The organism is Bacteroidales bacterium, from assembly GCA_016709865.1.
Classification (GTDB): domain Bacteria; phylum Bacteroidota; class Bacteroidia; order Bacteroidales; family VadinHA17; genus LD21.
Map to the genome: position 1 here is coordinate 346,968 of JADJLX010000003.1, position 23,579 is coordinate 370,546.

Consider the following 23,579-nt stretch of genomic DNA (forward strand, 5'->3'; position numbering starts at 1 on the left):
GGAAAGTTATAAATATTTCTTAATCTTTTTTACACCTGATGTAGAATGAGTTATCGTTATTTCCATAAAGGGCACCAGAGATACCTGACAAAGTAGTGCTATTGTAATCCAGCCTTACGTATCGTTTGCTTGTACTTACCCACCATATTGTTGCATTTTTAATATCAGCATAAGTTGTAAAATAATATCCGCCACCACGTCCATAAAACCTGCTGCTGTTATCACCTGTCATTGATGTCCAGTAAGTATATGAAAATATCAACGGACTAATGCTGACCAGAGTTCTTGTGACATCTTTCATTTTTCCACCTGCTGCAGAGTACCCTCCTAAATTGTTTGCAAGAGTAGTCCAGTCGGTTATTGTAGGTAAGTGCCAGCCAAGAGGACAAAGGTCTTTTGCGGCTGCAACCACATACCCATTATAAAGATATCCATAGTTATTCAGATTAGTCGCACTTTCATTATACGAGTGATAATAGGACCATCCATAAGACATTGTATCAGTATACTGTGTAAGGTTAGTCCCATCTTCATACCTGGTTACTTTTAGGTTGGACTGCATCCATGTTTGTCCATAGATTGAAACTGTACTGTAAACATTGCCATCAACATCGGTAAGATTTGCAGGAGCTGTTATAGTCACATTTGAACCATAAGCAGTTCCAATAGTGTTGGTTGCGTATGCCCTCACATAATATGTAGTTCCGGGGGATAACCCTGTAATATAACTTGTGAATACACCAGTCCCTGTTCCGTCTGAGGTAAGTGAATTAGAAATAGTTGGGTTAATTGACGTGCTCCAGCAGACACCTTTTGCTGAGATTGCTGCACCGCCATCTGAAGTAATATTTCCTCCTGCAGTTGTGTTTCCGGCACTTATTATTGATATTGAAGAAGTTGTAACTGTTGGGAGATTCGCTAATGTAGTAAATGATACCTCAGATCCGTAAGCTGTGCCGGCTGCATTGGTTGCATAAGCTCTCACATAATATGTTGTTGCTCTTGTTAACCCTGTAATACTACTAGTAAACGATCCGCCGCCGGTTCCATTGGTCGTCTTGGTGGCCAGTGCCACGGTCGGATTTGTTGATGTGCTCCAGCAAACTCCGCGTGCAGTCACTCCTGTAAGACAGTTGCCTGAAACATTTCCCCCTGATGATGCAGTTGAGGATGTAATTGAAGAGATGGCAGTGGTTGTTACTGTAGGCAGAGCAGTTGCGGCCGTAAATGAAATTTCATTTCCATACACAGTTCCGGCTGAGTTAGTCGCATAAGCCCTTACATAATAAACTGTACAGGGAGTTAATCCTGTTATGCTGCTTGCAAAAGAACCTCCGCCTGTACCGTTGGTAGTTTTTGTCGCCAGCGCAACAGTCGGATTAGTGGATGTACTCCAGCAAACACCCCTGGCAGTTACACCGGTTATACAATTGCCGGTAATATTACCTCCTGATGAAGCAGATGTTGTAGTTATTGCAGATATAACCGTAGTGGTTATTGTAGGCAAAACTGTAGCTGTAGTGAATGTGAGTTGATTGCCATATACTGTTCCTGCCGAATTGGTGGCATAGGAACGAACATAATAGAGTGTACAGGGGATTAATCCTGTCATGCTGCTGGTGTATGCTCCTCCGCCAGTTCCATTTGTTGTTTTTGAGTTTGCAGTAGTCGGATTAGTACTTGTACTCCAGCATATTCCGCGGGCAGTAACTCCGGAACTGCAGTCACCGGTTATATTTCCTCCCGAAGATGCAGTTGTTGAAGTAATTGAAGTTATAGTAGTTGTTGAAGCTGAAGGCACTACGGTTCCTGTAGTGAAAGGCATATCAGCGCCATATGAAGTACCGGTTGCATTAGTGGCATATGCCCTGACATGATAAGTCGTGCAGGGTATTAGTCCGGTTAAGCTGCTTGAGAAAGAAACTGTTCCTGTGCCATCGTCGGTTTTTGAATTGGCGGTAGTCGGATTTACAGTTGTACTCCAGCACACTCCCCGAGCTGTTATCGATCCGCCTGCGGCATCCAGATTGTATCCACCTGAAGTTGCAGTTGTTGTACCTATTGCTGTAATTGCGGTTGTTGATACTAACGGGAAGCCTACCTGCACAAGGGTGGTAAGTGATATCTGGTTCCCGTATGCAGTGCCGGCGGCATTTGTTGCATATGCTCTTACATAATATAAAGTACTTGCACTTAAACCTGTTAGATTGCTTATGAATACTCCGATTCCATTACCGTCAGATGTGAAGTTATCTGCCAATGTAGGATTCGGACTGGTACTATAACAAACACCTTTTACTGTTACTGTTGCACCACCGTCATCAGTAATATTTCCTCCGGTGGAAGCTGATGAGAAAGTAATTGAAGTTGCAGTAGTAGTTGTTAATGTTGGTAAAACATAAGGAATTGCATCTGATGTGAATTGAACTTCATTGCCATAAGCTGTTCCTACAGAGTTTACGGCATAAGCTCTTACATAGTATAAGGTACTGGCAGTAATTCCTGTAATGGAGCTTGAGAAAGCACCTGTTCCTGTTCCGTCAGAAGTTTTTGAATCGGCAGTAGTTGGATTTGATACTGTGCTCCAGCATATGCCCCTTTCAGTTACAGAAGTGTATCCGTCAGCTGTCACATTTCCTCCTCCTGATGCAGATACATGTGTAATTGTATTAATGGAGGCAGTAGTAACGGTTGGAAGTACCGGGTCAGGAAGGGCAGTTGTAAATGTTATCTGGTTCCCGTAAGCAGTACCTGCAGCATTTGTCGCATATGCCCTTACATAATATGTTGTATTGGCATTTAATCCTGATAATGAACTTGAGAATGCTCCTGTACCTGGTCCGTCATTTGTAATTGAGTTGGCAACTGTCGGACTTGAAGAGGTACTGTAACATACTCCACGTGCTGTAACTGCAACCCCTCCGTCATTAATTATATTCCCTCCGGTTGAGGCAGTAGACGAAGTTATGCCAGAAGCTGTAGTAGTTGTCAATGTTGGCAATACTCCTTCAGGTTCCAGAGTTGCAAATGACACCTGTTCTCCATAAGCAGTTCCTGCAGAATTTGTTGCATAAGCTCTGACGTAATAAATGGTACTTGAACTAAGACTTGTCAATGAACTGACAAAACTCCCTGTCCCTGAGCCATCTGTTGACTTTGCATCAGCTGTTGTCGGACTTTCTGTAGTACTCCAGCAAATTCCTTTAGCCGTAACTGTACCTCCACCATCATCTGACACGTTTCCCCCTCCTGAAGCACTGGTAGAAGTTATTGTTGAAATTAATTCTGTTGTTACAGTGGCTAAGACAGGATCAGGAGCTGCGGATGTGAATGTCACATCGTTTCCGTAAGATGTCCCTGCAATATTGGTTGCATATGCCCTCACATGATAAAGAGTGTTAGGTGTAAGACCTGTGAATGGACTGATGAATATTCCGGTACCTGTTCCATTAATTGTTTTTGAATCGTCAAGAGTCGGATTCAGAGATGTCCCGTAGCATATTCCTCTTGCCAGGACTTCTCCTCCACCATCACTTGTTATATTTCCCCCTGACGTTGCCGTAGTTTGGGTAATAGCTGATACTGACGTAGTTGTAAGCGTTGGTTTAACTGGATCAGTAGCAGATGTTGTAATCGATACCTGATTTCCATAACCGGTCCCGGCTGAGTTTGTTGCATAAGCCCTTATATAGTATTGTGTACTGGGAATTAGTCCTGTAAGCTGGCTTGTGTAAAATCCAATTCCCGAGCCATTGGAAGTTTTGGCATTTGCAATAGTCGGATTTTCAGTTGTGCTCCAGCAAACTCCGTGTTCTGTAACAGATGCTCCTCCATCACTTGTAATATTGCCTCCTGATGTAGCAGATGTTGATATTACTGATGATCCTGCAAGAGTAGTCAGCGTTGGAACTACCGGTGGAGGAGGTGAGGTAGTAAAAGAATATTCATTTCCATAGGCAGTACCCACAGAATTTATAGCATAAGCACGTATATAATAAACTGTGTTAGCTGAAAGTCCGGTAATTGTACTCGTAAAAATACCTGGTCCGGTTCCATCAGAAGTTGAATTATCAGAGGTTGTTGGGTTTGCAGAGGTACTCCAGCATACCCCCCTTGCTGTAACAGGCGAGCTTCCCACACTGGTAATCTCACCACCTGTGGTTGCTGCAGCTGAAGTGACTGAGGATGCAGGAGTAGTTGTAATTGATGGTGTAGTAACGTTTGTGCTAAATGTACGATCATCTCCGGACACAGTTCCTGCAGAACTAACTGCTTTTATACGAAAATGGTAAGTAGTATTTTGAGTTAATCCGGTAAGATCAGCTTTTGTTGTTGTATTTGTTGTCCCTGTTGCATTATCCGGAACTCCGTTGGCAATAGTTCCGTAGGAGGTCGTTGTGCCATATTCAAAAGTAATTGTTGTAGCCAGTCCGTTGGCATTAACCTGCCCGTTAAGAGTTGCTGTTGTCTGAGTAAGGTTTGTTGCATCCTGCGTTGTTACTGAGGGTGGCTGAGTCGTAGTAAAGGTAAGGTCTTCACCGTAGGTTGTGCCTCCGGCACTTACAGCCTTTACTCTGAAATGGTACATCTGACCGGGGATCAGCCCGGTAAGCGCAGCGCTTACGTTTGATGGTGTAATTCCGGTAACTGTAGCAGGAGTAGCGTTTGCCGTTGAGCCGTAAAATGAAGTTGTCCCGTATTCAAATGTTACTGTTGTACTGCTTAAGTTAGCATTAACAGATCCGTTTATAGTTGCAGTTGTATTTGTAATTAAAGTGGCAGCAGAAGATGTTGCTGTAGGTGCAACCACACTTGCCAGGGTTGTAAAAGTAAGATCTTCGCCAGTTACGGTTCCTGCTGCATTGGTGGCTTTTACTCTGAAATGATATTCAGTGTTAGGTGTTAGTCCGGTAAGTGATGCACTAACGTCTGTGAGCGAATTTCCTGTTAATATGTTTGTCGAGGCAGCCACAGTGCTTCCATATGCTGTACTTGTTCCATATTCAAATGATACAGAAGTTGAGGTACCGTTTGGATTTACACTTCCGTTCAGGGTAACAGTAGTCTCTGCCACTGAGGCAGCTGCTTTAGAAGTCGCTACCGGCGGAATGGCAGTTATAAGTGCAGATCTTACATTGTCATATAAATAGGTATCACCTTCTTTAATGAAACCACGGAAAAAGTAAGTTTTATTCCTCTTAAGATCCTTAATATCAGCTGAAAAAGTCCCGACCGTTGGTGTTCCCAGCCTTACAACAGTATCGGTAATTACCGGACTATTGTTTTTTATGGAATAAGCTACTCCGTAATCACTGTTTTTATTTCCGCTGAGGGAAATGATCTTTCCGCTGACTTTTACTGTATTGTCAACAACTGTTACATCAGTAATTTCCAGATCTGTTACCTTTTCATCCTTCTTGCACGTTGTAATAATAAAGGCGCAAATCAGAGCCAGAGAAATAAACCTTAGCGCTTTTGTTTTCATTTTCTACGTCAGTTTAGAGTCTTGTAAAACACATATTAACAGGTTATTGAGGGCTTATTCAAATCAGGGTTAGTAATATTAAAAAATAATCTGAAAAGATATTATGTTTTACTTTTCGAAACAAGTAAATTCTAACATATTTGACTAACCGCCAGAATGTTGTGATGAATGAATTTCGAATATTTCCGCGGTTTGTACCAAGTTCAATTTTCTGCTCTGTTTTTTAACAAAAACTGTTCAGTTTTGTTCATATTTGTATATTTAATACCTTTAGGTTTGAATAAAGGCACTGTTTTTGAGATATTGAATCTGATTCAAATGACTGATTGATGTCTATGTCTTTTTGAAATAATATGTGTTGATTATCATTAATTTATATAGCCATGTTTGTAAAGAGATTATTTTTTGTAACTGTTGTATCCTTCGCCGCACTGATTGCTATGGCTCAGGATAAAGTATCCCCTTCAGATTATACTTTCAGTAAGGGACTGAAATCTCAAATAGTGCTTAATGATGATTTCTCCAAGTTCAATAATTACTGGCTTCTTGGAATTGAAGAAAACAGCTGGTCTGAAAGTATTGAGGACGGACATCTTGTTTTTCAGTCGCTGACAGATAAGGCCAAGGAGGATCTTCTTCCTGTTATAATTGATCAGAAACGTAACTTCGAGATCGAAACTTCAATAAGATTTGTTGAAGGGAAGATGGATAAGGGTTATGGTCTGCAGTGGGGAAAAGCTATTAATCCCCTGAAGCAGTTCGACTTTCTTTTAACCGGCAGCGGCCACTTTACAATTGATAAGTATACCGGCGATTTCAAGGATTATGTACCTTTTACATTATCAGACAAGGTAAACAGATATGCCTTTAATAAGCTTACTGTCAGGAAGGTAGCTGATACCTACTACTTCTTTCTTAATGAAAAACTTGTCCATTCAATGCCTTTTGAACCATTCTTCGGAAACCTTCTTGGTTTTCAGGTAGCAGAGAACTCAACTATCAGGGTCGATAATATAGAAATCGCTTATCTCGATAAAGCAGCAGAGGGTAAATCCAAGGTCCTGATTATGGATTATAAGTTCGATTCCAATAACAATAAAGTATCAGTAGGTAAGCCTGTCACACTTACTTTGAATGTTTCGAATGTGGGAGATAAGGATGCTTCCGATCTGACAATTAATTACAAACTGCCTGCTAATATCGAAGTTGTGGATTTTAAGAATGTAACCGCTCTTAAGAAAGGTGAAGAACAGTTACTTTCTCTTCAGTTTTTCGCTACAAAGAACTATACCGATTCTATAATACCGGTGAAGTTTGAAATTGCCGGCGCCGATATCACAAATGTAAACGACATTGACCTTACAGTCGGACTTGATAAACCTGTAAAGGAAAGCGTTGATAAAACAATGGCCCAGAATTACAGTGAGTTCCGTGGAGGAAATGATCCTCTCAAAGGATTAAATGTGGCTCAGGCTATGAAATCTGTCGAGGTAGGGGAGTACTATGGACTTGTTATTGGTATTGATCAGTACAGTGGTGAATGGCCAATGCTGAAAAATGCTGTGAATGATGCAAAGGGTGTTGCTGAACTACTGTCATCAAAGTATACCTTCCATTATATGAAGACATTATATGACAAGGATGCCACACGTGATAATATCCTCAAAGAGTTTGAATACCTCCTTAGTAGCGTAAAAGCCAATGATAATGTGCTGATATACTATTCAGGCCATGGTGAATATATTGAGAACATGGATAAGGGTTTCTGGGTTCCGGTTGATGCTGCTGCCAAGTCTATTTCTAAATATATCTCAAACGAGGATATCAGGGCTTTCCTTACCGGTATAAAATCAAAACATACTCTTCTGGTAACTGACGCCTGTTTCAGCGGCGATATCTTCAGGGGAAAAACAATGACAATCCCATACGAGAATTCAACAAAGTACTACTCAAAAATGTATTCTCTTAGCAGCAGAAAAGCAATAACATCAGGCGGTGTTGAACCGGTTATGGATAAAGGAAAGGAAAACCACTCAATATTTGCATATTACTTCCTTCAGGCTCTTAAAAACAATACTGAAAAATATTTTGACGCCGGTCAGGTGTTCGATTTCATTAAAATACCTGTGGTAAACAATTCCTACCAGACTCCGGCCTATAGCCCCATTCGTAATGCAGGTGATGAAGGCGGACAGTTTATTTTTATTATGAAGTAGAAAAAAACCACGAAGATATTGAGGAGAAAAAAGCAACCACGGAGACACGGATTACACGGAGAAGCACGGAGAAAATTTTGGAAGATTAAATGATTACGCAGGCTTATATCAATGAAATTTCATATAAGATTATTGGATGCGCGATTGAAGTCCATAAACATCTTGGTCCCGGGTTACTTGAGTCGGTTTATGAGGCATGCTTCATTGATGAAATGAGGAATTCGGGATTAGATGTCAAGTCGCAATTATACGTTCCTGTTCAATACAAAGGGAGGGATTTAGGGGGTAATCTAAAGCTTGATTTGCTTGTTAATGATTTAATTATAGTTGAAGAGAAAGCTGTTGAGGTTATGATTCCTCTTTATAAAGCTCAACTATTGTCATATTTGAAACTTTCGGGTAAACCCAAAGGATTATTGATTAATTTTAATAGCGAAAATATTAAGGAGCAATTGGTATCACTTGTCACTGAAGAATTTGCAAAATTACCCAAAAATTAGTCTCTGTGTCTCTCTGTGTTCTTCGTGTCTCCGTGGTTTAAACTCTTTATTTGATAATCATCTTTGACTTTTTAATTATTTAAGGTTATGATGCTAAAAAGATTACTTCCCCTGGTTCTCCTTTTCCTGCTGATAAAGACAGAATTATTTTCCCAGCAATATTTTTTCAGGAACTATTCTGTTGAACAGGGTCTGCCGCAATCTTCGGTTTACTGTATGCTTCAGGACTCGCGGGGATTCATATGGATGGGAACCGACGGAGCAGGTGTTACGCGTTTCGACGGACAAAGCTTTGAAACTTACAGCAAGGCTGACGGATTATCCGGTAATGTTGTGAGAAGCCTTATCGAGGATAGCAAGGGTGATATCTGGATCGGGACCGATGCAGGAATAACAGTTTATGACGGGTATCACTTTAATGTAATCGGCAAGCCGGAAGGATTCAACGGAAGCTCAGTATTAAAATTGATTGAAGGCAGCAATGGTATTATCTGGGCTGCAACAAACGATGCCGGATTATCAGGGATCAGCCGGGGTGATTCATTATCGGTATTCAGTTTTACAACAGAAGATGGGCTCATAAGTGATTTCATATTTGATATTTATGAGGACTCTGAGAAGAATATCTGGCTGGGAATGATCGGCGGTGTGAATATTCTTGAATTTGAGGATTCCACATCTCAAAAAATAAAAAACATCTATAAACCTGAAATAAACTCTGACGATGCAACTACCATTCTGTCATTAGAAGCCTCCGGCAATGGTAAAATCTGGTTTGGAAGTTACGGGAACGGACTTTTCAGTACTGTTGTTTCAGGGGACAAAGACAAACTTGTCCTTAATCCATCTGCAATAAATGCCATTATTCCCGATATGATTATCTGGGACTTGTCAGTCATGAAAAACGGGGAGTTATGGTTAGCTACCGATAAGAATGGAGTGGTGAGACATTTTAATGAGGCAATAGCAGGACAGTTTAACAAAGAGAGTGGCCTTCAGTCAAACCAGATAATGAATATTATTAAAGACAGGGAGGGAAATGCATGGTTTTCTTCATTCGGTCAGGGTGTAATGATGTACGGGAAGGAGAAATTTATAAGTTATAACGAAACCAATGGAATAAAAGGGAGTCAGGTGCTTGATGTTTTATTCTCTTCAGGTAATTATTTCTATCTGGCAACTGAAGAAGGATTAATGAAATTTGTTAAAGATGGAGAAAAAATAAGAAGACTTAATTTTTATACCTCTGCAAATGGTTTAAACTATCAGGGAGCCAATACTATTGAGAAATATGATAATGATAATATTTTGATTGGCACCAAAAATGGCATTAATATTCTGAGTGGCAGTGTCCTTGGAGTTTTCAGCGGAAATGCAAGTTTGGGGAATAAGGATATAAGCTCTCTCGTTCTGGGCAGTAATGAAGACGTCTGGGTAGGAACAGCCGGTGGATATGGAAGAATATTTGGCGACAGTCTTTTTTTCATGGACAATGCGGACGGTCTTATAAATGATGAAATTCAAACAATAATTGAGGATAATAAAAAACGAATATGGTTAGGTACTCTGGGTGGCCTGGTTCGGCTGGAAGGAAAAACCTATACCGATTATAATGATCAGGAGGGTCTTACAGAAATAAAGATCAGTTCCCTTGCTCAAAGTCCCGATGGAAACATTCTGATAGGTACTCTTGGAGGAGGGGTGTATAAATTTGATTTAGCGAAGGATTCTATGCCGATCTCAGTTTTCGCATCAAAAGGAGTACTCTCTTCGAATACAATCAATTCACTTCAATTTCTTAATGATACTCTGCTGGTGGCAGGTAACGATAAGGGATTTGATTTGATTGTTTTTGATAAGGATCAGAAAATCAGAAGAGTAATTCACAATACTCTGAAGGATGGCTTTCTTGGCGGAGAGAATATTTCCAACTCGCTATCAATGGATAATGAAGGATTGGTCTGGTTTGGAACAAAGAAAGGACTGGTGAGGTATGATCCGTCATTTGACCTTAATTATTCACAAACTCCTGAAGCCGTCATTACCGGCATCAAACTGTTCTTCGAAGATGTCGACTGGGCTTCAAGAGACTTTAAAACCCGAAGGTTCTCCAACCTTCCTGAAAACCTTGTACTCTCGCATAATGATAATCATCTTACATTCTTGTTCACAGGTTTGTCATATGATAATCCTGACGAGCTAGAGTTTTCATATTTCCTTGAGGGTCAGAGTAAAGAATGGTCCCCATTTAGCAGGAACAGGGATATGCTGTTTTCAGGATTGAACCCCGGGTCCTATGTTTTTAAAGTTAAAGCAAGAAATAAATTCGGGATTGTCGGAAACACTGCAGAATACAGATTCAATATTAAACCCCCTTTCTGGCAGACCCCATGGTTCCTGATTCCTTCAGCTGTTCTGTTTATCATCCTGTTAATTGTTATTATGAGGATGAGGGAAAGGAAACTGATAAATGAAAAGATAAAACTTGAAAAAATTGTTGAGGAAAGGACAAGGGAGGTTGTAGAGCAGAAAGATGAGATAGCCAAACAGAGAGATGTTGTAACATATCAGAAGAAAGAGATAACCGACAGTATTCATTATGCGGAGAGGATACAGAGAGCTGTTCTTCCTGTGGAAAACATACTTAAAAATAACTTTTCCGATTACTTCATTCTTTTCCGTCCTAAAGATATAGTGAGCGGCGATTTCTACTGGATGTCGGAAAAGAACGGGCATGTAGTTTTTACAGCCGCAGATTGTACAGGGCATGGTGTTCCCGGTGCATTTATGAGCATGCTTGGAGTCAGCTTCCTTAACAAGATCGTTAACGAGGAAGGTATTGTAAAGCCATCACAGATTCTTAATTCCCTGAGGGAAGAGATTGTTGTTTCCCTTAAACAGGAAGGAACCTTTGAGACAAACAAGGATGGAATGGATATTGCCCTGTGTTCTATCGACATTAAAAAGATGACTCTTCAATTTGCCGGAGCTAATAATCCGCTATTACTTATAAGAAAGGAGAACGGAGAATATGTTGTTAATGAGACAAAGGCCGATAAGATGCCAGTGGCATTCTATATGCGTATGGATGATTTCACAAATCATGAACTGGAACTAAGGAAAGGTGATACAATATATCTCCATTCAGATGGATTTCTAGACCAGTTTGGAGGCCCTGATGGGAGAAAATTCATGAAAAAGAGGTTTAATGAGATGCTGCTCAGCAACCAGGAGCTTCCCCTGATAAAACAGAAAGAGGTCTTTGTAAAAACACTTGATGAGTGGATTAACCATCCCTCTGAAAACGCCCCCGGCGCACAGATAGATGACGTAATTTTAATAGGTGTAAGGATCTAAGCCGTTTTCCTGTAGCGTCTTACTGCCAGTGCTGTAAAAAGGATTGCAATTACAGCAAGTGAGTAAAGTTCTGTACTGATATCATAAATGGTTGATCCCTTCAGCATTACCATCCTGTTGATACGAATAAGATAGGTAACAGGATTTATAAGATTGAAGTCCTGGGCCCACTGCGGCATGCTTTCGTAAGGGGTGAAGATCCCGCTCATAAGGATAAAAACGATCATACAGAAAAAGGCTACAAACATATATTGCTGCTGGGTTCCCGAGAAAGTTGATATGAACAGTGCAAGACCCAGAACAGCTATAAGAAATATTGTTGCTCCCATAAACATAAGGGCAATACTACCCTCGAAAGGAATGTTAAATGCAAGCTTCCCGATTAGCAGACCTAATGCCAGGTCTATGAGTCCGATCAGTAGAAACGGAACCATTTTGGCAATGATGAAATGATATTTTCTGACAGGTGTTACGTTGATCTGTTCAATTGTGCCAATCTCTTTTTCCCTTACCATGTTCAATCCTGCGAGCAGAAAACCAATAGCGGTCACAAGTATCACAAGGATGCCCGGAAGCATATAGTACTTGTAATTCAGAGATTCATTATACCAGTACCTGTTTGTGATCTCAATTCGTGGCTGAGGAACTATCTTTGAGATGCTTATGTTCTCATTTAAGAGATCAATGTTATAATCGCGTATCACACCATTTAGATAAGCCCATGAGAGCTGGGCGGTTGAGGCATTGATTGCGTCAATTGAGGCAAGTATACGGGCCGGCTTTCCGTTTATTATATCTTCCCCGAAACCTGAAGGGATACTAAGAATAAGGTTGCATTTATTGCGATGAAGTAGGTCATTAGCCTTTTCCTCAGAAAATGTTGAATAAGTGATATTAAAGAAAGTAGAACCTTCAAGTTTGCTGATCAGTCCCCTCGATTCTAGTGTCATGTCCTGATCAATAATCGCAAGATTAATATTCTTGATCTCAAAAGTAATTGCAGGCACCAGAATAAGCATCTGTACTATCGGAACTGCAAAAATCGCTTTCGAAATAAATTTATTCCGGAAGATCTGAATGAATTCCTTTCTTATCAGGTATAGTATCGTTCTCATATATTTACTTTCTTTCTTCCATGCGTCGTGCGTCTTGTGTCGTTCGTCTTTTTTACTCCAATCTGATCTTAAACTTCCTCACACTCAATCCAATAAATACTAATGTCATAACTGTCAGAATAAGAGTCTCCTTCCAGACAAATGCCAATCCGGTACCCTTAATCATTATATTTTTTATTATAGTTATAAAGTATCTCGGAGGAAGTACTGCACTTACATAATCATAAATAACCGGCATGTTTTCAATAGGAAATATAAAGCCTGACAGAAGTATCGTTGGAAGCATCAATCCTATCAGTGATATGAATATTGCCTGTTGCATATTTGATGATACAGTTGAGATAAGGATCCCAAGGGTGAGGCTCATCATAATGTATAGCATGCTCTCAGCTAGAAGCAGAACGATACTGCCTTTTACCGGAAGTCCGAATACAAGCCACGATAATATCAGTATAAGGATAACATTAACAATTGATAAGATGAAGTAGGGCATTACTTTTCCCAGAATTATCTGGATGGGACGGAGAGGAGATACCAGCAGAACCTCCATAGTCCCGAACTCCTTCTCCCGGGTTATTGTCACCGAGGTCATAAGAGCGCATATGAGTATCAGGATCAGCGTTATAACTCCCGGAACAAACATGAAATGACTTTTTAGTTCCGGATTATAGAACATTTTAACTTCGGGTAGGATTGTTATTGAAGGAGCTGCTCCCGGTCCGGCCATTTCAGCTGTGAAATTATTAACAATAGCCATTGTGTAGTTGGTTACCAGGGTGGCAGCATTGGGTTCTGAACCGTCTGCAATAATGCTGAGAGAGGCTCTCCCCTCACTGGTTAGCCGCTTGCCGAATCCTTCCTCAAAAATAATCACAGCTTTTGTCTCTCCCTTTTTGAAGACCTTGTCTATGTCATTGTAATTGAGAAGGTTTTCTGTTTCTCGGAAGAAATCGGAGGAGATTAACTTATCAGTCAGTTTTTGTGTTATTTCATCATGTGAGAGGTCGAGGATGGCAATACCTGCATTTCTGATATCCATGCTCACAGCGTATCCGAAGATGAGGATCTGGGCAGCAGGGATCCCAAACAGTATAAAGAGTGTCCTGTAATCCCTGAAAATATGCAGGAACTCTTTCTTTACAAACCCAATGAATCGTTTCATATAATAGTATTTACTGCTTTCTTGCCCCCAAACCCCCTAAAGGGGGCTTAATCTTGTTCTGTTGTTAGCCCCCCTTCAGGGGGGATGGGGGGCTAACAGTTGGCCTAGCTATTTTTATAAATACATCCTCAACCGATCCCGCATTATACTGCTTCTTAAGGTTTGCAGGAGTATCGAGCGCTACTATTTTCCCTTCACTCATAATTGAAATCCTGTCGCAATATTCTGCTTCATCCATATAATGTGTTGTCACAAATACTGTTATACCCATCTCAGCTGTTTCATAAATCATCTCCCAGAACTGCCGGCGTGTAATAGGATCCACTCCGCCGGTTGGCTCATCGAGAAACACGATTTTTGGTTCATGTAAAACAGCTACCGAAAATGCCAGTTTCTGCTTCAGTCCCAACGGGAGATCGGCAATGATCCTGTTTTCGTATTCGTGGAACTTAAGTTTTTCAAGCAGTTCATTTGTTCTCCTTCTGATCAGTTCCCTGGGCATTCCGTAGATTCCGCCATAAAGTGTAATGTTCTCTTTTACTGTCAGATCTTCATAAAGAGAAAACTTCTGACACATATATCCGATATTCTTTTTAATCTTTTCTGCCTGACGCTTGGCATTGAAACCGGCAACAATCACCTCTCCTGAAGTTGGCTCTGACAAGCCTGACAGGATTCTTATAGCTGTTGTTTTTCCGGCCCCGTTTGCACCAAGAAATCCGAATATTTCACCCCTGTAAACCTCAAAATTGAGGTTATCATTTGCAGTAAAGTTCCCGAACTTCTTTACCAGGTTTTTAACAGATATTACTGTATTATTCATCTTCATGTAATCCTAGAAATAACTCTTTATATCAACTACTTTTTACCACGGAGATACGGAGATCACAGATGTCCACGGAGTCCCTCACACCTTACCTCTCCCGCCTTTCTCCATCAGTTCCAGAAACCTGTCCTCAATGCCCGCCATTGATTCCTCAACTGTAACCTCTTTCAGTCCGGCCTCATTTAAAAACAGATAAAGCGATTCATCTATCTGATCATCAGTGAAAGTAACATGAACCGAATCTCCAAAGGGATAAGCTGAAAGTGTCTGAGGATACTTCCTGAGTGTAGTTATAAGTTTGTACTTTTCATTTGCCCTGACACTGAAAAGCTTTCTGGAGAACCCTTCCTTAACCTTCATGGGAGTGTCAATTGAAAGGATATTGCCATTCTGGATGAGGGCAATATTATCACATCGCATAGCTTCATCCATATATGGTGTTGATACCAGTATCGTAATATTATGTGCTCTGAGTTTGCTGAGCATTGTCCAGAATTCAGAACGGGATACTGCATCAACTCCTGTGGTGGGTTCATCAAGCACCAGAAGCCGGGGTTTGTGAATCAGTGCACATGAAAGTGCAAGTTTCTGCTTCATTCCGCCTGAAAGTTTTCCTGCAAGCCGGTTTTTAAATGGTTCAATATGCGAATAGATATCAGCAATAAGTTCATAGTTCTCTTTTACCGTGGTACCGAAAACAGTGGCATAGAAATTAAGATTCTCCTCTACTGAAAGGTCCTGATACAGACTGAACCTCCCGGGCATATAACCTATGTTTTTACGGAGTTCTTTATAATCTTTTATGGCATCCAGACCAAGAACTTTCAATTCCCCTTCATCCTGAACCAGAAGTGTTGTTATAATTCTGAAAAGAGTTGTTTTGCCTGCTCCGTCAGGACCAATAAACCCGAATATATCCCCCTCAATTACAGAAAACGAGATGCTTTTCAGAGCCTGAGTCTCTCCGAACTTTTTACTAACCCCCGATGATTCTATGATCTTTTGCATCCTGGTATCGATCAGAATATTGCTTCGCCCGGCATCCCCGATTTCATTGTACCGTCGTTTTTAACGTCTATCAAAACGGCATACACAAGAGTAACCCTCTCTTCCTTCGTCTGAATGATCTTTGGAGTAAATTCTGCTTTCCCTGAAATATAGCTTATTGTGCCGCTGAAAGAAACATAACCCTCTTTGCCATCATCAATTCTGACAGTACATTGCTGCCCTGTCTTAATGCCTCCCAGTTGAGCCCCGCTTACATAAACTTTTAATCGCATAAGTGAGAGGTCGGCCATTTTGAAAAGTGGTTTTCCTGCTGCGGTAATTTCGCCGGCTTCGGAGTATTTTTCAATTATTGTACCATCCAGTGGACTTCTGATACTGCATCTTGTAAGCTGCTCATTGAGGGTTGCTTTTTTCGTTGAGAGAACCTCCAGTTCAGCAGCAATAGATGCTTTCTGGGTGTTGTTGGCAGCTATCTGTTTCTGAAGTACTGCCACCTGGCCTGAAAGATCGTCATACTGCTTCTTCGATGCAGCATCATCCCTGAGCATGTTCTCAATTCTGGCAATATTTATGTTAATGTTGGCAATCTGCTGGTTTAGAATATCATTCTGTGCATTTACAGAGCCTATGCGGGTACTCACACTTTTCATACCGGCGTTGATCTCAGCTCTCTGAAGAATGAGCAGGGTTGTGTCTGTTATAACAATCTCTTGCCCTTTTTGTATTTCCATACCTTCCGTAGCATCAAATTTTAAAATCCGTCCGCTGGTTTCTGCTGATACTATAACCTCAGTAGCTTCAAAGTTTCCGTAAGCATCTGCCTGATCTGTCTCACTTTTACAGCCTGAGATCATAACTGCTGCAATAAATATTAAAAGCCTGGTTTTCATATTGTTATTGGTGTTTTATTATTATTTACTCCAAGTATAATTAGCCCCCCTCGGAGGAGATGGGGGGTTATTCAATTTCTTTCCCGCTAATGTTTAAATACTCCACTTTCGCCAGTGCAAGATTGATTTTATGAATTTCAAAGTTGATAAGTGCCTGCCTTTCAGAGTTAAGTTCATTTAGGTACTCTGTGGCGGTGATTGTTCCGTTTTCATATTGCGATTCTGCCGAGGCTGTTATCCTTTTCCGGAGTGTAATGAGTTCATTATCTGACTCAAGCATCTTTATAAGACTGAGTATTTCGGCATTTTTAGCTTCTAGAAGCCTGTTGAGATTATCCGACAAATCTTTTTTCCGGCTCTCAATGATTCCTTTCTGAAAGGAAATGATCTGTTTCTCGTTTTTAGATTTATTCCAGTCGAATATGTTCCATTTGATACCGGCTCCCAGTATATAATATGGTGCAAATTCATCCTTGAAAAAATTTGAGCCCGGAGGATTTCCATATCCAAGTGTGGCAAAGCCAAATGCTTTAGGCATACGTTTACTTTCAATCAGTCTGATTCCTGCATCCAGCTGATCCTTCCTCAGATCAAAAAGCTGAAGTTCGGGACGTAACAGATTATCTCCGGTTTCATCTTTAGAAGCCGGAGTTACGAACATTACAGACTCGTCAATAACTGTACCTGTTAATCCTGAGAGTATCTTCAGTAGGGAATTCTTTCTTATCTCGTTTTCGACCTGCTGTTGTTCTATCTTTATTTTCTCGGAGGAAAGGATGTCAATATCCGATTTTATTATTACTCCGTTGCTGAGAGCAGATTGCATTGAGGAAATCCTTTTCTTGATTAATTCAAGGTAGTTATTCAGCAATTCTTTCTGGCGGTCAAGCAGCATGAGGCTGAAATAGTAACTGTTAATCTGTGAACGCAGTTTATAAAGGTCTGTTTCAGTCTGTTTTTCATTTAAGCGAAGATCGGCTTTTTCAACTTCCCGGGCATTCTTTATGGCACCCCCATCGTAAATTACCTGGTTAATATCAAGAGTGATCTTATACTGTTCATGGGGCAGAGGTTTAATTGCGCTGGCAATCCCGGGTATCGGTATGGCGCTGAGAGCGCTACTCATATCTACCACAGATGAGTTGTAGAGAATGCTTCCGTTTGCATCGAGGGTAGGCAGCCATCCTTTCGACAGGTTTTCATCTTTAAGCTGTGATATCCCGGCATATGCAGATTTCTCTGCGGCAAGTGCATTAACAGCCATAGCCATCTCATAGCACTCTTTCAGAGTCAGTATCTTCTGTGCCTCAGCAGAAGATAAACCTGTGCTTATGATAACTAATAGTAATAGAATCCTTTTCATGTCTTTCCTTTTGTCTTTTTCCTTTTGTCTTTTATCTTTTGATAGCTCTTATAACAAACTCAGCAGCAAATTCCTTTCTCTCTTCCATATATGTTTCGAAATCGATATTCATGTTTTCGAATATACCTTCAAGGATACCTCTGGCTGCGAATGGAAAAACACTGATAGCTGCTATTGACGTCATTATCTGTGGTAAGTTTTTCTCATTGATATTGTACTTGTCTAATTCATCTTTATGTTGTGCATATAGAGTTGTCCACAACTTTTTAAATTCAATATTCTTAAGAAGTTTCTTTATCCTTGCGGGATTTCTGTTTATCTCATTAAGGATAAACCCGGGCAGCCTCGGATTATCCTGCAGGAACTGAATATGTGCCTTATAAAAGAATCGTATTTTTTCTTCAAGTGTGAGTTTTTCATCAAAGACAGGCGAGAATTTAGCAATCATTTTGCCGGCAATCATTTCAAACACCTTGTTGAACAGCTGGTCTTTTGTCCTGAAATAATAATGAAGCAGCGCTTTATTTATCCCTGCCAGTGAGGCAATATCCTGCATCCTGGCACCATCCATACCTTTTTCGACGAATACATCTGTTGCTGCTTCGAATATCTTCTCTTCTGTTTGCTTATCGTTTTCTGTCATGGCCTTAACCGATTGATTTAACTGACTGGATTAACTATAAGGTTTAACCAATTGGTCAAAAGTATTACAGTTTTTTGAAATGTGCAAATATTCCGGTAAGAATATTTTTGTCTGTAAGGTTAAATTGTTTAAATTTAGGATGATATGGTCTCGCTGACCAATTATTTAATATTAGGTTTTTAGAATCATAATGGATTCGTTATGTAAGGATGTGTCGCGACCCATCCCTGCATAATCCAATCCCTGAAATCAACCAATCTGTCGGTAAAATACCCCCGTTCTTCTATTTGATTTTTATTGAGGTGCCTCTCAATATACTTTTACTTCAAAATAAATCAGATAGCAATGAAAAGGACAGTTTTAATATTAATTTTTACGCTTCTCACTGCTCCTGCACTTTTAAGAGCACAGGAGGTTAAGCCCTGGAAACTGGAGGAATGTATTGAATACGCTCTGACACAGAATATCCAGGTAAGGAAAAGCGTTCTCTCAAACGACAGACTGCAGTATTATGCTGACCAGGCTAAAGCCCAGAGATTCCCATCTGTAAATGCCTCAGTAAATCAGAATTTTAACTGGAGCAAAAGCACAGCAACCGGGGCATCGGGATTAACAGGATCAAACGGTTCAAACTATTCCGTTAATTCAGGTGTGACGATCTATAACGGATCGAGGATCAGCAATTCAATTAAACAGGCAGAACTTGATATTGAAGGAGGAAAGCTCTCACTTGAAACTACTAAGGAATCGATCAGCCTCAATATTCTTAATGCTTTTCTCCAGGTATTATATGCTGAGGAGCAGGTTAAAAATACTGCAAAACAGATCGAATCCACAAATGAGCAGCTGAATCTTGCCAAAGAGAGACTGACATTGAAAATTATCTCCCAGGCCGATTATGCACAGGTTAAGTCGCAGCTTGCAAGCGAAAAACTTACAATGGCAAATGCTGAAAGCCAGCTGTCAATAGCCAAGGTAAACCTGATGCAGTTAATGGAACTGCCGGTAACTGCTGATTTTAATATTGCTCACCCGAACCTCGGTGAAAACATAAATCAGAACCGGACAGCAAACGTAAAATCAGTTTATGAAACATCATTATCTATAAAGCCACAGATAAAGTATGCAGCTATAAATAAAGATATTGCAGCTATTGATGAAAAAATAGCCAGAGCCGGTTACTTTCCTGTGCTCTCTGCAAGCGGTGGAATAAGTTCTGCTTTTACATCACAGGTAACTGACCCTTATTTTGACCAGATAAATAATGGGATTCATCCGTCAGTCGGACTTTCACTATCTATCCCCATTTATCAGAAGAAACAGGTAAAAACAAATATCGCAGTCGCTAAAATAGGATATGAAGATGCGATACTTTCAGAGACTGACACAAAAAACCAGCTCAGAAAAAATATTGAACAGGCTTGTCTCGATGTGACATCAGCCCAGATCGAATATGAAGCAAGTCTCGAGAAGTTCCAGGCAACACAGGAAGCATCCTCACTGTCTGATGAGAAATTCAAACAGGGAATCATAAATTCGGTCGATTACCTTGTTTCAAAAACCAATCTTATTGTATCCGAAAGTCAGCTTCTTCAGTCGAAGTACAACCTGATCTTCAGCTATAAGGTACTCGATTTTTATACAGGTATTCCATTATCATTATAACATATCAAATATATTAAACATCATGAAAAAGAAAGTTTTAATAATCGCCGGAGTCCTTGTGGCAGCAGTAGTTGTACTACTTATTGTTAAGCCATTTGGCAGGAAAGAGGCAGAAGTTTCGTTCAACACTGTTAAGGTTGAACGCGGCAATATAACCAATACGGTAACAGCAACCGGGACAATTGAGGCAATCACAACAGTAAATGTAGGAACCCAGGTTTCAGGAATCCTCCAGCATGTTTATGTTGATTTCAATGACGTCGTTAAAAAAGGGCAGCTGCTAGCCAGACTTGATGAAACCTCGCTCAAAGCGCAGCTTGAACAGAGCCAGTCGCAGGTCGATCAGGCACAGGCGCAGCTCAATTTCCAGGAGGCTACTTATAAAAGACTGAAAGCCCTTTATGAGAAAGAACTTATTGCCCAGACAGATTATGACCAGGCATTATATAATTATGAAAACTCAAAGGCAGCTCTGAGCAATGCAAAGTCTGCGCTTGCACGAACACAGGTAAACCTTGAGTATGCCACTATTACATCGCCAATTGACGGGGTGGTCCTGAATCGTGCAGTAGAAGAAGGACAGACAGTAGCTGCAAGTTTTAATACACCGACTCTGTTTACAATAGTCAACGATCTTACACAGATGGAGGTTCAGACCAGCGTTGATGAGGCCGACATTGGCAAGGTACAGCAGGGACAAAGGGTTGAGTTTACAGTTGATGCTTATTCCGATATGAAATTTGAAGGAACAGTCTCACAGGTAAGGCTTCAGCCTGTAACAACCAATAATGTTGTTACTTACGTGGTAATACTCAGCGCTCCTAATCCTGAAAAGAAGCTTATGCCGGGTATGACCGCCAGTGCAATTATATATGTTGAGGAGAAGGAGAATACTCTCACTCTAACGGGTAAAGCACTGCGTTTCACTCCTGACGCTGCATACATGAAGAAGATGTTTGCTGACATGCAAAAAAACATGCCGGGACGTAATACTGCAATGGGTGCTCCTTCTCCTCAGGGAAATCCTGCATCAGAGATTATCGATGGCGAGATCCCGGCAGGTCCGCCGCCAACAGGCGGAATGCCATCTGCTCTGTCAGCCCCTGAAGGTTCTAAAATAGTATGGGTGAAGGATGCAAAAGCAGGTTTACGTCCGGTACCATTACTAACCGGGATTGACAATGGTTCTTCAGTAGAGGTAATCTCAGGTCTGAAAGAAGGTGATGAAGTTATTATTTCAATGAATACAGGGGAAGTAAAGGCCACAGCAGCAAAAACAAATGATGGCCCTCCGGGACCTTTTCCTTTCTAGGAAGCAGGAATTGAAAACTTAAGAATCAGAGCCATGAAAAATACAATTATAGAAATCAGGAATCTTCGCAAGGATTATATTGTGGGAGAAGTCACAGTTCACGCCCTCAGGGGGGTGGATCTGAAAATCGAAGAGGGGGAATTTGTCGCAATAATGGGTGCAAGCGGATCAGGCAAGTCAACAATGCTGAACATCCTTGGCTGTCTTGATAAACCAAGTGCCGGCGACTATCTGCTCGATGGTGTCGGGATAAATACACTCAACAGGGATGCACTCGCAAGACTCCGGAATATGAAGCTTGGTTTTGTCTTCCAGTCATATAACCTGCTTTCTCGAACAACAGCTCTTGAAAACGTCGAATTGCCGCTGTTCTACAACTCTAAAGTCAGATCAAAAGAAAGAAAAGAGCGTGCAATAAATGCTCTTGAAGCAGTCGGTCTTGCTGACAGGATGCATCATATGCCTAACCAGTTGTCGGGCGGACAGCAGCAGAGGGTTGCAATAGCACGGTCACTCGTAAATAATCCTGTTCTTATTCTTGCTGATGAACCAACAGGTAACCTCGATACAAGAACCTCCTTTGAAATAATGGAATTATTTCAGGATCTGAATGTTAAAGGCAGAACAATTGTTTTTGTAACTCATGAACCGGATATTGCAAAATTTGCAACCAGAAATGTGATCTTCCGTGACGGAAAGATTCAGCGTGAATTGATGGTGTCTGAAAGACTGTCGGCTACAGAGATGATTAAGAACCTGCCTGTTGAAATCTTAGATGAAATTGAATTATAATATTTAGTATCATGAATTACTCAAATTTATTCAGAATTGCCATTAGAGCTTTGATAAGAAACAAGCTTAGAGCTTTTCTTACAATGCTCGGAATTATTATAGGTGTTGCTTCAGTTATTGCCATGTTAGCCATAGGCGAGGGATCCAAAGTGAATATCACAAATGAGATGTCAAGCATGGGGACCAATATGGTGATGGTGATGCCAAACATGCAGAGAAGAGGCGGTGTAAGCCTTGGCGCCTCAAGCTCCATGGCATTGAAATACAGTGACGTTGAGGCAATTCGTAACGAAGCAGCCTCCGTAGCTGCTGTTTCGCCCGAGGTGAGAGCAAACGGACAGGTCATCTATAGTAATGAGAACACCCAGACAACTATTTATGGCGTGAGTGAGGAATATCTGACAATCAGAAAGCTTGAGATCCAGAGCGGAAGGATTTTTAATACTTCTGAACTAAAAAGTATGGCGAAAGTATGCATTCTTGGTCAGACAGTAGTAGAAAATCTTTTTGGAGAAGATGCTGACCCTGTGGGACTTACAATAAGGGTAAAGAATCTGCCATTCCTGATCATCGGTGTCCTAAAAGATAAAGGAGAGAGCGGGATGGGACAGGACCAGGATGATCTTATTCTGGCACCTTATACTACTGTTCAGCGCCGGTTGGCTGCTATTGATTACATAAACGGAATCTATGCATCGGCAATTTCTGAGGATAAAAGTGCCCTGGCTATTTCCGAAGTAGAAGAGATCCTCCGCAGAACGCATAAACTAAAAGAGACTGATGAGAACGACTTCAGGGTGATGTCGCAGTCGGAGCTGATTGAAACTGTATCATCAATTACTGATATACTGACAATACTTCTAGGAGCAATAGCCGGAATTTCCCTTCTGGTAGGAGGCATAGGAATCATGAACATAATGTTTGTATCTGTTACTGAGAGAACCCGTGAGATTGGACTCAGAATGTCAATCGGCGGAAGAGGTAATGATATTCTGAAACAGTTTCTGGTTGAATCTATTCTTCTGAGTATTCTTGGAGGTGCTCTTGGAGTTGTATTTGGTTATCTTATTGCCAAAGGAGCCGGTTCGTTAATGGATATCCCTCCTGTAATAAAGGTTCAAACCGTTGTTCTTGCTTTTACAGTCTGTTTCGCCATTGGCGTTTTCTTCGGATGGTACCCGGCAAGGAAAGCTGCAAACCTTAATCCGATTGATGCACTCAGATATGAATAGCACCTTCATTATG

Annotated in this window: 15 protein-coding genes; 7 read left to right on the forward strand and 8 right to left on the reverse strand. The window is 40.8% G+C overall.

The genetic code is table 11. The features are described 5' to 3' along the window. Positions 1-19: 19 nt before the first annotated feature. On the reverse strand, positions 20-5,485 hold the full coding sequence (locus IPJ16_07095; protein MBK7626955.1) for a hypothetical protein: 5,466 nt from the start codon (positions 5,483-5,485) through the stop codon (positions 20-22). Between the two features lie 383 nt (positions 5,486-5,868). On the opposite strand from IPJ16_07095, the gene IPJ16_07100 reads away from it, so the two are divergent. The 3 genes from IPJ16_07100 (at position 5,869) to IPJ16_07110 (ending at position 11,558) form a co-directional block, all read left to right on the forward strand. After that, positions 5,869-7,701 (forward strand): caspase family protein, encoded by a 1,833-nt coding sequence (locus IPJ16_07100; protein MBK7626956.1) that lies wholly within the window; start codon positions 5,869-5,871, stop codon positions 7,699-7,701. An 89-nt stretch (positions 7,702-7,790) separates the two neighbouring features. Further along, entirely contained in the window at positions 7,791-8,201 is a 411-nt protein-coding gene (locus tag IPJ16_07105; GenBank protein MBK7626957.1) for a GxxExxY protein, read from the forward strand. Positions 8,202-8,288: 87 nt separating this feature from the next. Beyond that, a complete protein-coding gene (locus IPJ16_07110) occupies positions 8,289-11,558 on the forward strand; it encodes a SpoIIE family protein phosphatase (protein MBK7626958.1) in 3,270 nt (1,089 codons plus the stop codon). Here the strand turns inward: IPJ16_07110 and IPJ16_07115 are convergent. From IPJ16_07115 to IPJ16_07145, 7 genes are all read right to left on the reverse strand, one after another. Further along, on the reverse strand, positions 11,555-12,673 hold the full coding sequence (locus IPJ16_07115; GenBank protein MBK7626959.1) for an ABC transporter permease: 1,119 nt from the start codon (positions 12,671-12,673) through the stop codon (positions 11,555-11,557). The two genes, IPJ16_07110 and IPJ16_07115, sit on opposite strands and share 4 nt — an antisense overlap. A gap of 52 nt (positions 12,674-12,725) precedes the next feature. Then, positions 12,726-13,835 carry an ABC transporter permease gene (locus IPJ16_07120; protein ID MBK7626960.1) on the reverse strand — a complete coding sequence of 370 codons (1,110 nt, stop codon included), beginning with the start codon at positions 13,833-13,835 and terminating at the stop codon, positions 12,726-12,728. Positions 13,836-13,899: 64 nt separating this feature from the next. Further along, positions 13,900-14,658, reverse strand: a complete 759-nt coding sequence (locus IPJ16_07125) for an ABC transporter ATP-binding protein (protein MBK7626961.1) — start codon at positions 14,656-14,658, stop codon at positions 13,900-13,902. An 84-nt stretch (positions 14,659-14,742) separates the two neighbouring features. Beyond that, a complete protein-coding gene (locus IPJ16_07130) occupies positions 14,743-15,669 on the reverse strand; it encodes an ABC transporter ATP-binding protein (GenBank protein MBK7626962.1) in 927 nt (308 codons plus the stop codon). 11 nt (positions 15,670-15,680) lie between these two features. After that, positions 15,681-16,559 carry an HlyD family efflux transporter periplasmic adaptor subunit gene (locus IPJ16_07135; protein ID MBK7626963.1) on the reverse strand — a complete coding sequence of 293 codons (879 nt, stop codon included), beginning with the start codon at positions 16,557-16,559 and terminating at the stop codon, positions 15,681-15,683. Positions 16,560-16,626: 67 nt separating this feature from the next. Beyond that, positions 16,627-17,922 carry a TolC family protein gene (locus tag IPJ16_07140; GenBank protein ID MBK7626964.1) on the reverse strand — a complete coding sequence of 432 codons (1,296 nt, stop codon included), beginning with the start codon at positions 17,920-17,922 and terminating at the stop codon, positions 16,627-16,629. Positions 17,923-17,953: 31 nt separating this feature from the next. Next, positions 17,954-18,565, reverse strand: a complete 612-nt coding sequence (locus IPJ16_07145) for a TetR/AcrR family transcriptional regulator (protein ID MBK7626965.1) — start codon at positions 18,563-18,565, stop codon at positions 17,954-17,956. 345 nt (positions 18,566-18,910) lie between these two features. Here IPJ16_07145 and IPJ16_07150 point away from each other — a divergent pair, with 345 nt between their 5' ends. Genes IPJ16_07150 through IPJ16_07165 form a run of 4 tightly spaced genes read left to right on the forward strand, consistent with a single transcriptional unit; the run spans position 18,911 to position 23,566 of the window. Continuing rightward, positions 18,911-20,230, forward strand: coding sequence for a TolC family protein (locus IPJ16_07150; GenBank protein MBK7626966.1), 1,320 nt, complete (start codon positions 18,911-18,913; stop codon positions 20,228-20,230). Between the two features lie 22 nt (positions 20,231-20,252). Beyond that, positions 20,253-21,542: an efflux RND transporter periplasmic adaptor subunit gene (locus IPJ16_07155; protein ID MBK7626967.1), complete on the forward strand. Its 1,290-nt coding sequence runs from the start codon at positions 20,253-20,255 to the stop codon at positions 21,540-21,542. A 45-nt stretch (positions 21,543-21,587) separates the two neighbouring features. Further along, positions 21,588-22,334: an ABC transporter ATP-binding protein gene (locus IPJ16_07160; GenBank protein ID MBK7626968.1), complete on the forward strand. Its 747-nt coding sequence runs from the start codon at positions 21,588-21,590 to the stop codon at positions 22,332-22,334. An 11-nt stretch (positions 22,335-22,345) separates the two neighbouring features. Continuing rightward, positions 22,346-23,566 (forward strand): ABC transporter permease, encoded by a 1,221-nt coding sequence (locus tag IPJ16_07165; GenBank protein ID MBK7626969.1) that lies wholly within the window; start codon positions 22,346-22,348, stop codon positions 23,564-23,566. Positions 23,567-23,579 lie beyond the last annotated feature (13 nt).

Coding starts and splice junctions, on each gene's coding strand:
- IPJ16_07095 (MBK7626955.1), bottom strand. CDS start 5,485: ATGAAAACAAAAGCGCTAAGGTTTATTTCTCTGGCTCTGATTTGCGCC.
- IPJ16_07100 (MBK7626956.1), top strand. CDS start 5,869: ATGTTTGTAAAGAGATTATTTTTTGTAACTGTTGTATCCTTCGCCGCA.
- IPJ16_07105 (MBK7626957.1), top strand. CDS start 7,791: ATGATTACGCAGGCTTATATCAATGAAATTTCATATAAGATTATTGGA.
- IPJ16_07110 (MBK7626958.1), top strand. CDS start 8,289: ATGATGCTAAAAAGATTACTTCCCCTGGTTCTCCTTTTCCTGCTGATA.
- IPJ16_07115 (MBK7626959.1), bottom strand. CDS start 12,673: ATGAGAACGATACTATACCTGATAAGAAAGGAATTCATTCAGATCTTC.
- IPJ16_07120 (MBK7626960.1), bottom strand. CDS start 13,835: ATGAAACGATTCATTGGGTTTGTAAAGAAAGAGTTCCTGCATATTTTC.
- IPJ16_07125 (MBK7626961.1), bottom strand. CDS start 14,658: ATGAATAATACAGTAATATCTGTTAAAAACCTGGTAAAGAAGTTCGGG.
- IPJ16_07130 (MBK7626962.1), bottom strand. CDS start 15,669: ATGCAAAAGATCATAGAATCATCGGGGGTTAGTAAAAAGTTCGGAGAG.
- IPJ16_07135 (MBK7626963.1), bottom strand. CDS start 16,559: ATGAAAACCAGGCTTTTAATATTTATTGCAGCAGTTATGATCTCAGGC.
- IPJ16_07140 (MBK7626964.1), bottom strand. CDS start 17,922: ATGAAAAGGATTCTATTACTATTAGTTATCATAAGCACAGGTTTATCT.
- IPJ16_07145 (MBK7626965.1), bottom strand. CDS start 18,565: ATGACAGAAAACGATAAGCAAACAGAAGAGAAGATATTCGAAGCAGCA.
- IPJ16_07150 (MBK7626966.1), top strand. CDS start 18,911: ATGAAAAGGACAGTTTTAATATTAATTTTTACGCTTCTCACTGCTCCT.
- IPJ16_07155 (MBK7626967.1), top strand. CDS start 20,253: ATGAAAAAGAAAGTTTTAATAATCGCCGGAGTCCTTGTGGCAGCAGTA.
- IPJ16_07165 (MBK7626969.1), top strand. CDS start 22,346: ATGAATTACTCAAATTTATTCAGAATTGCCATTAGAGCTTTGATAAGA.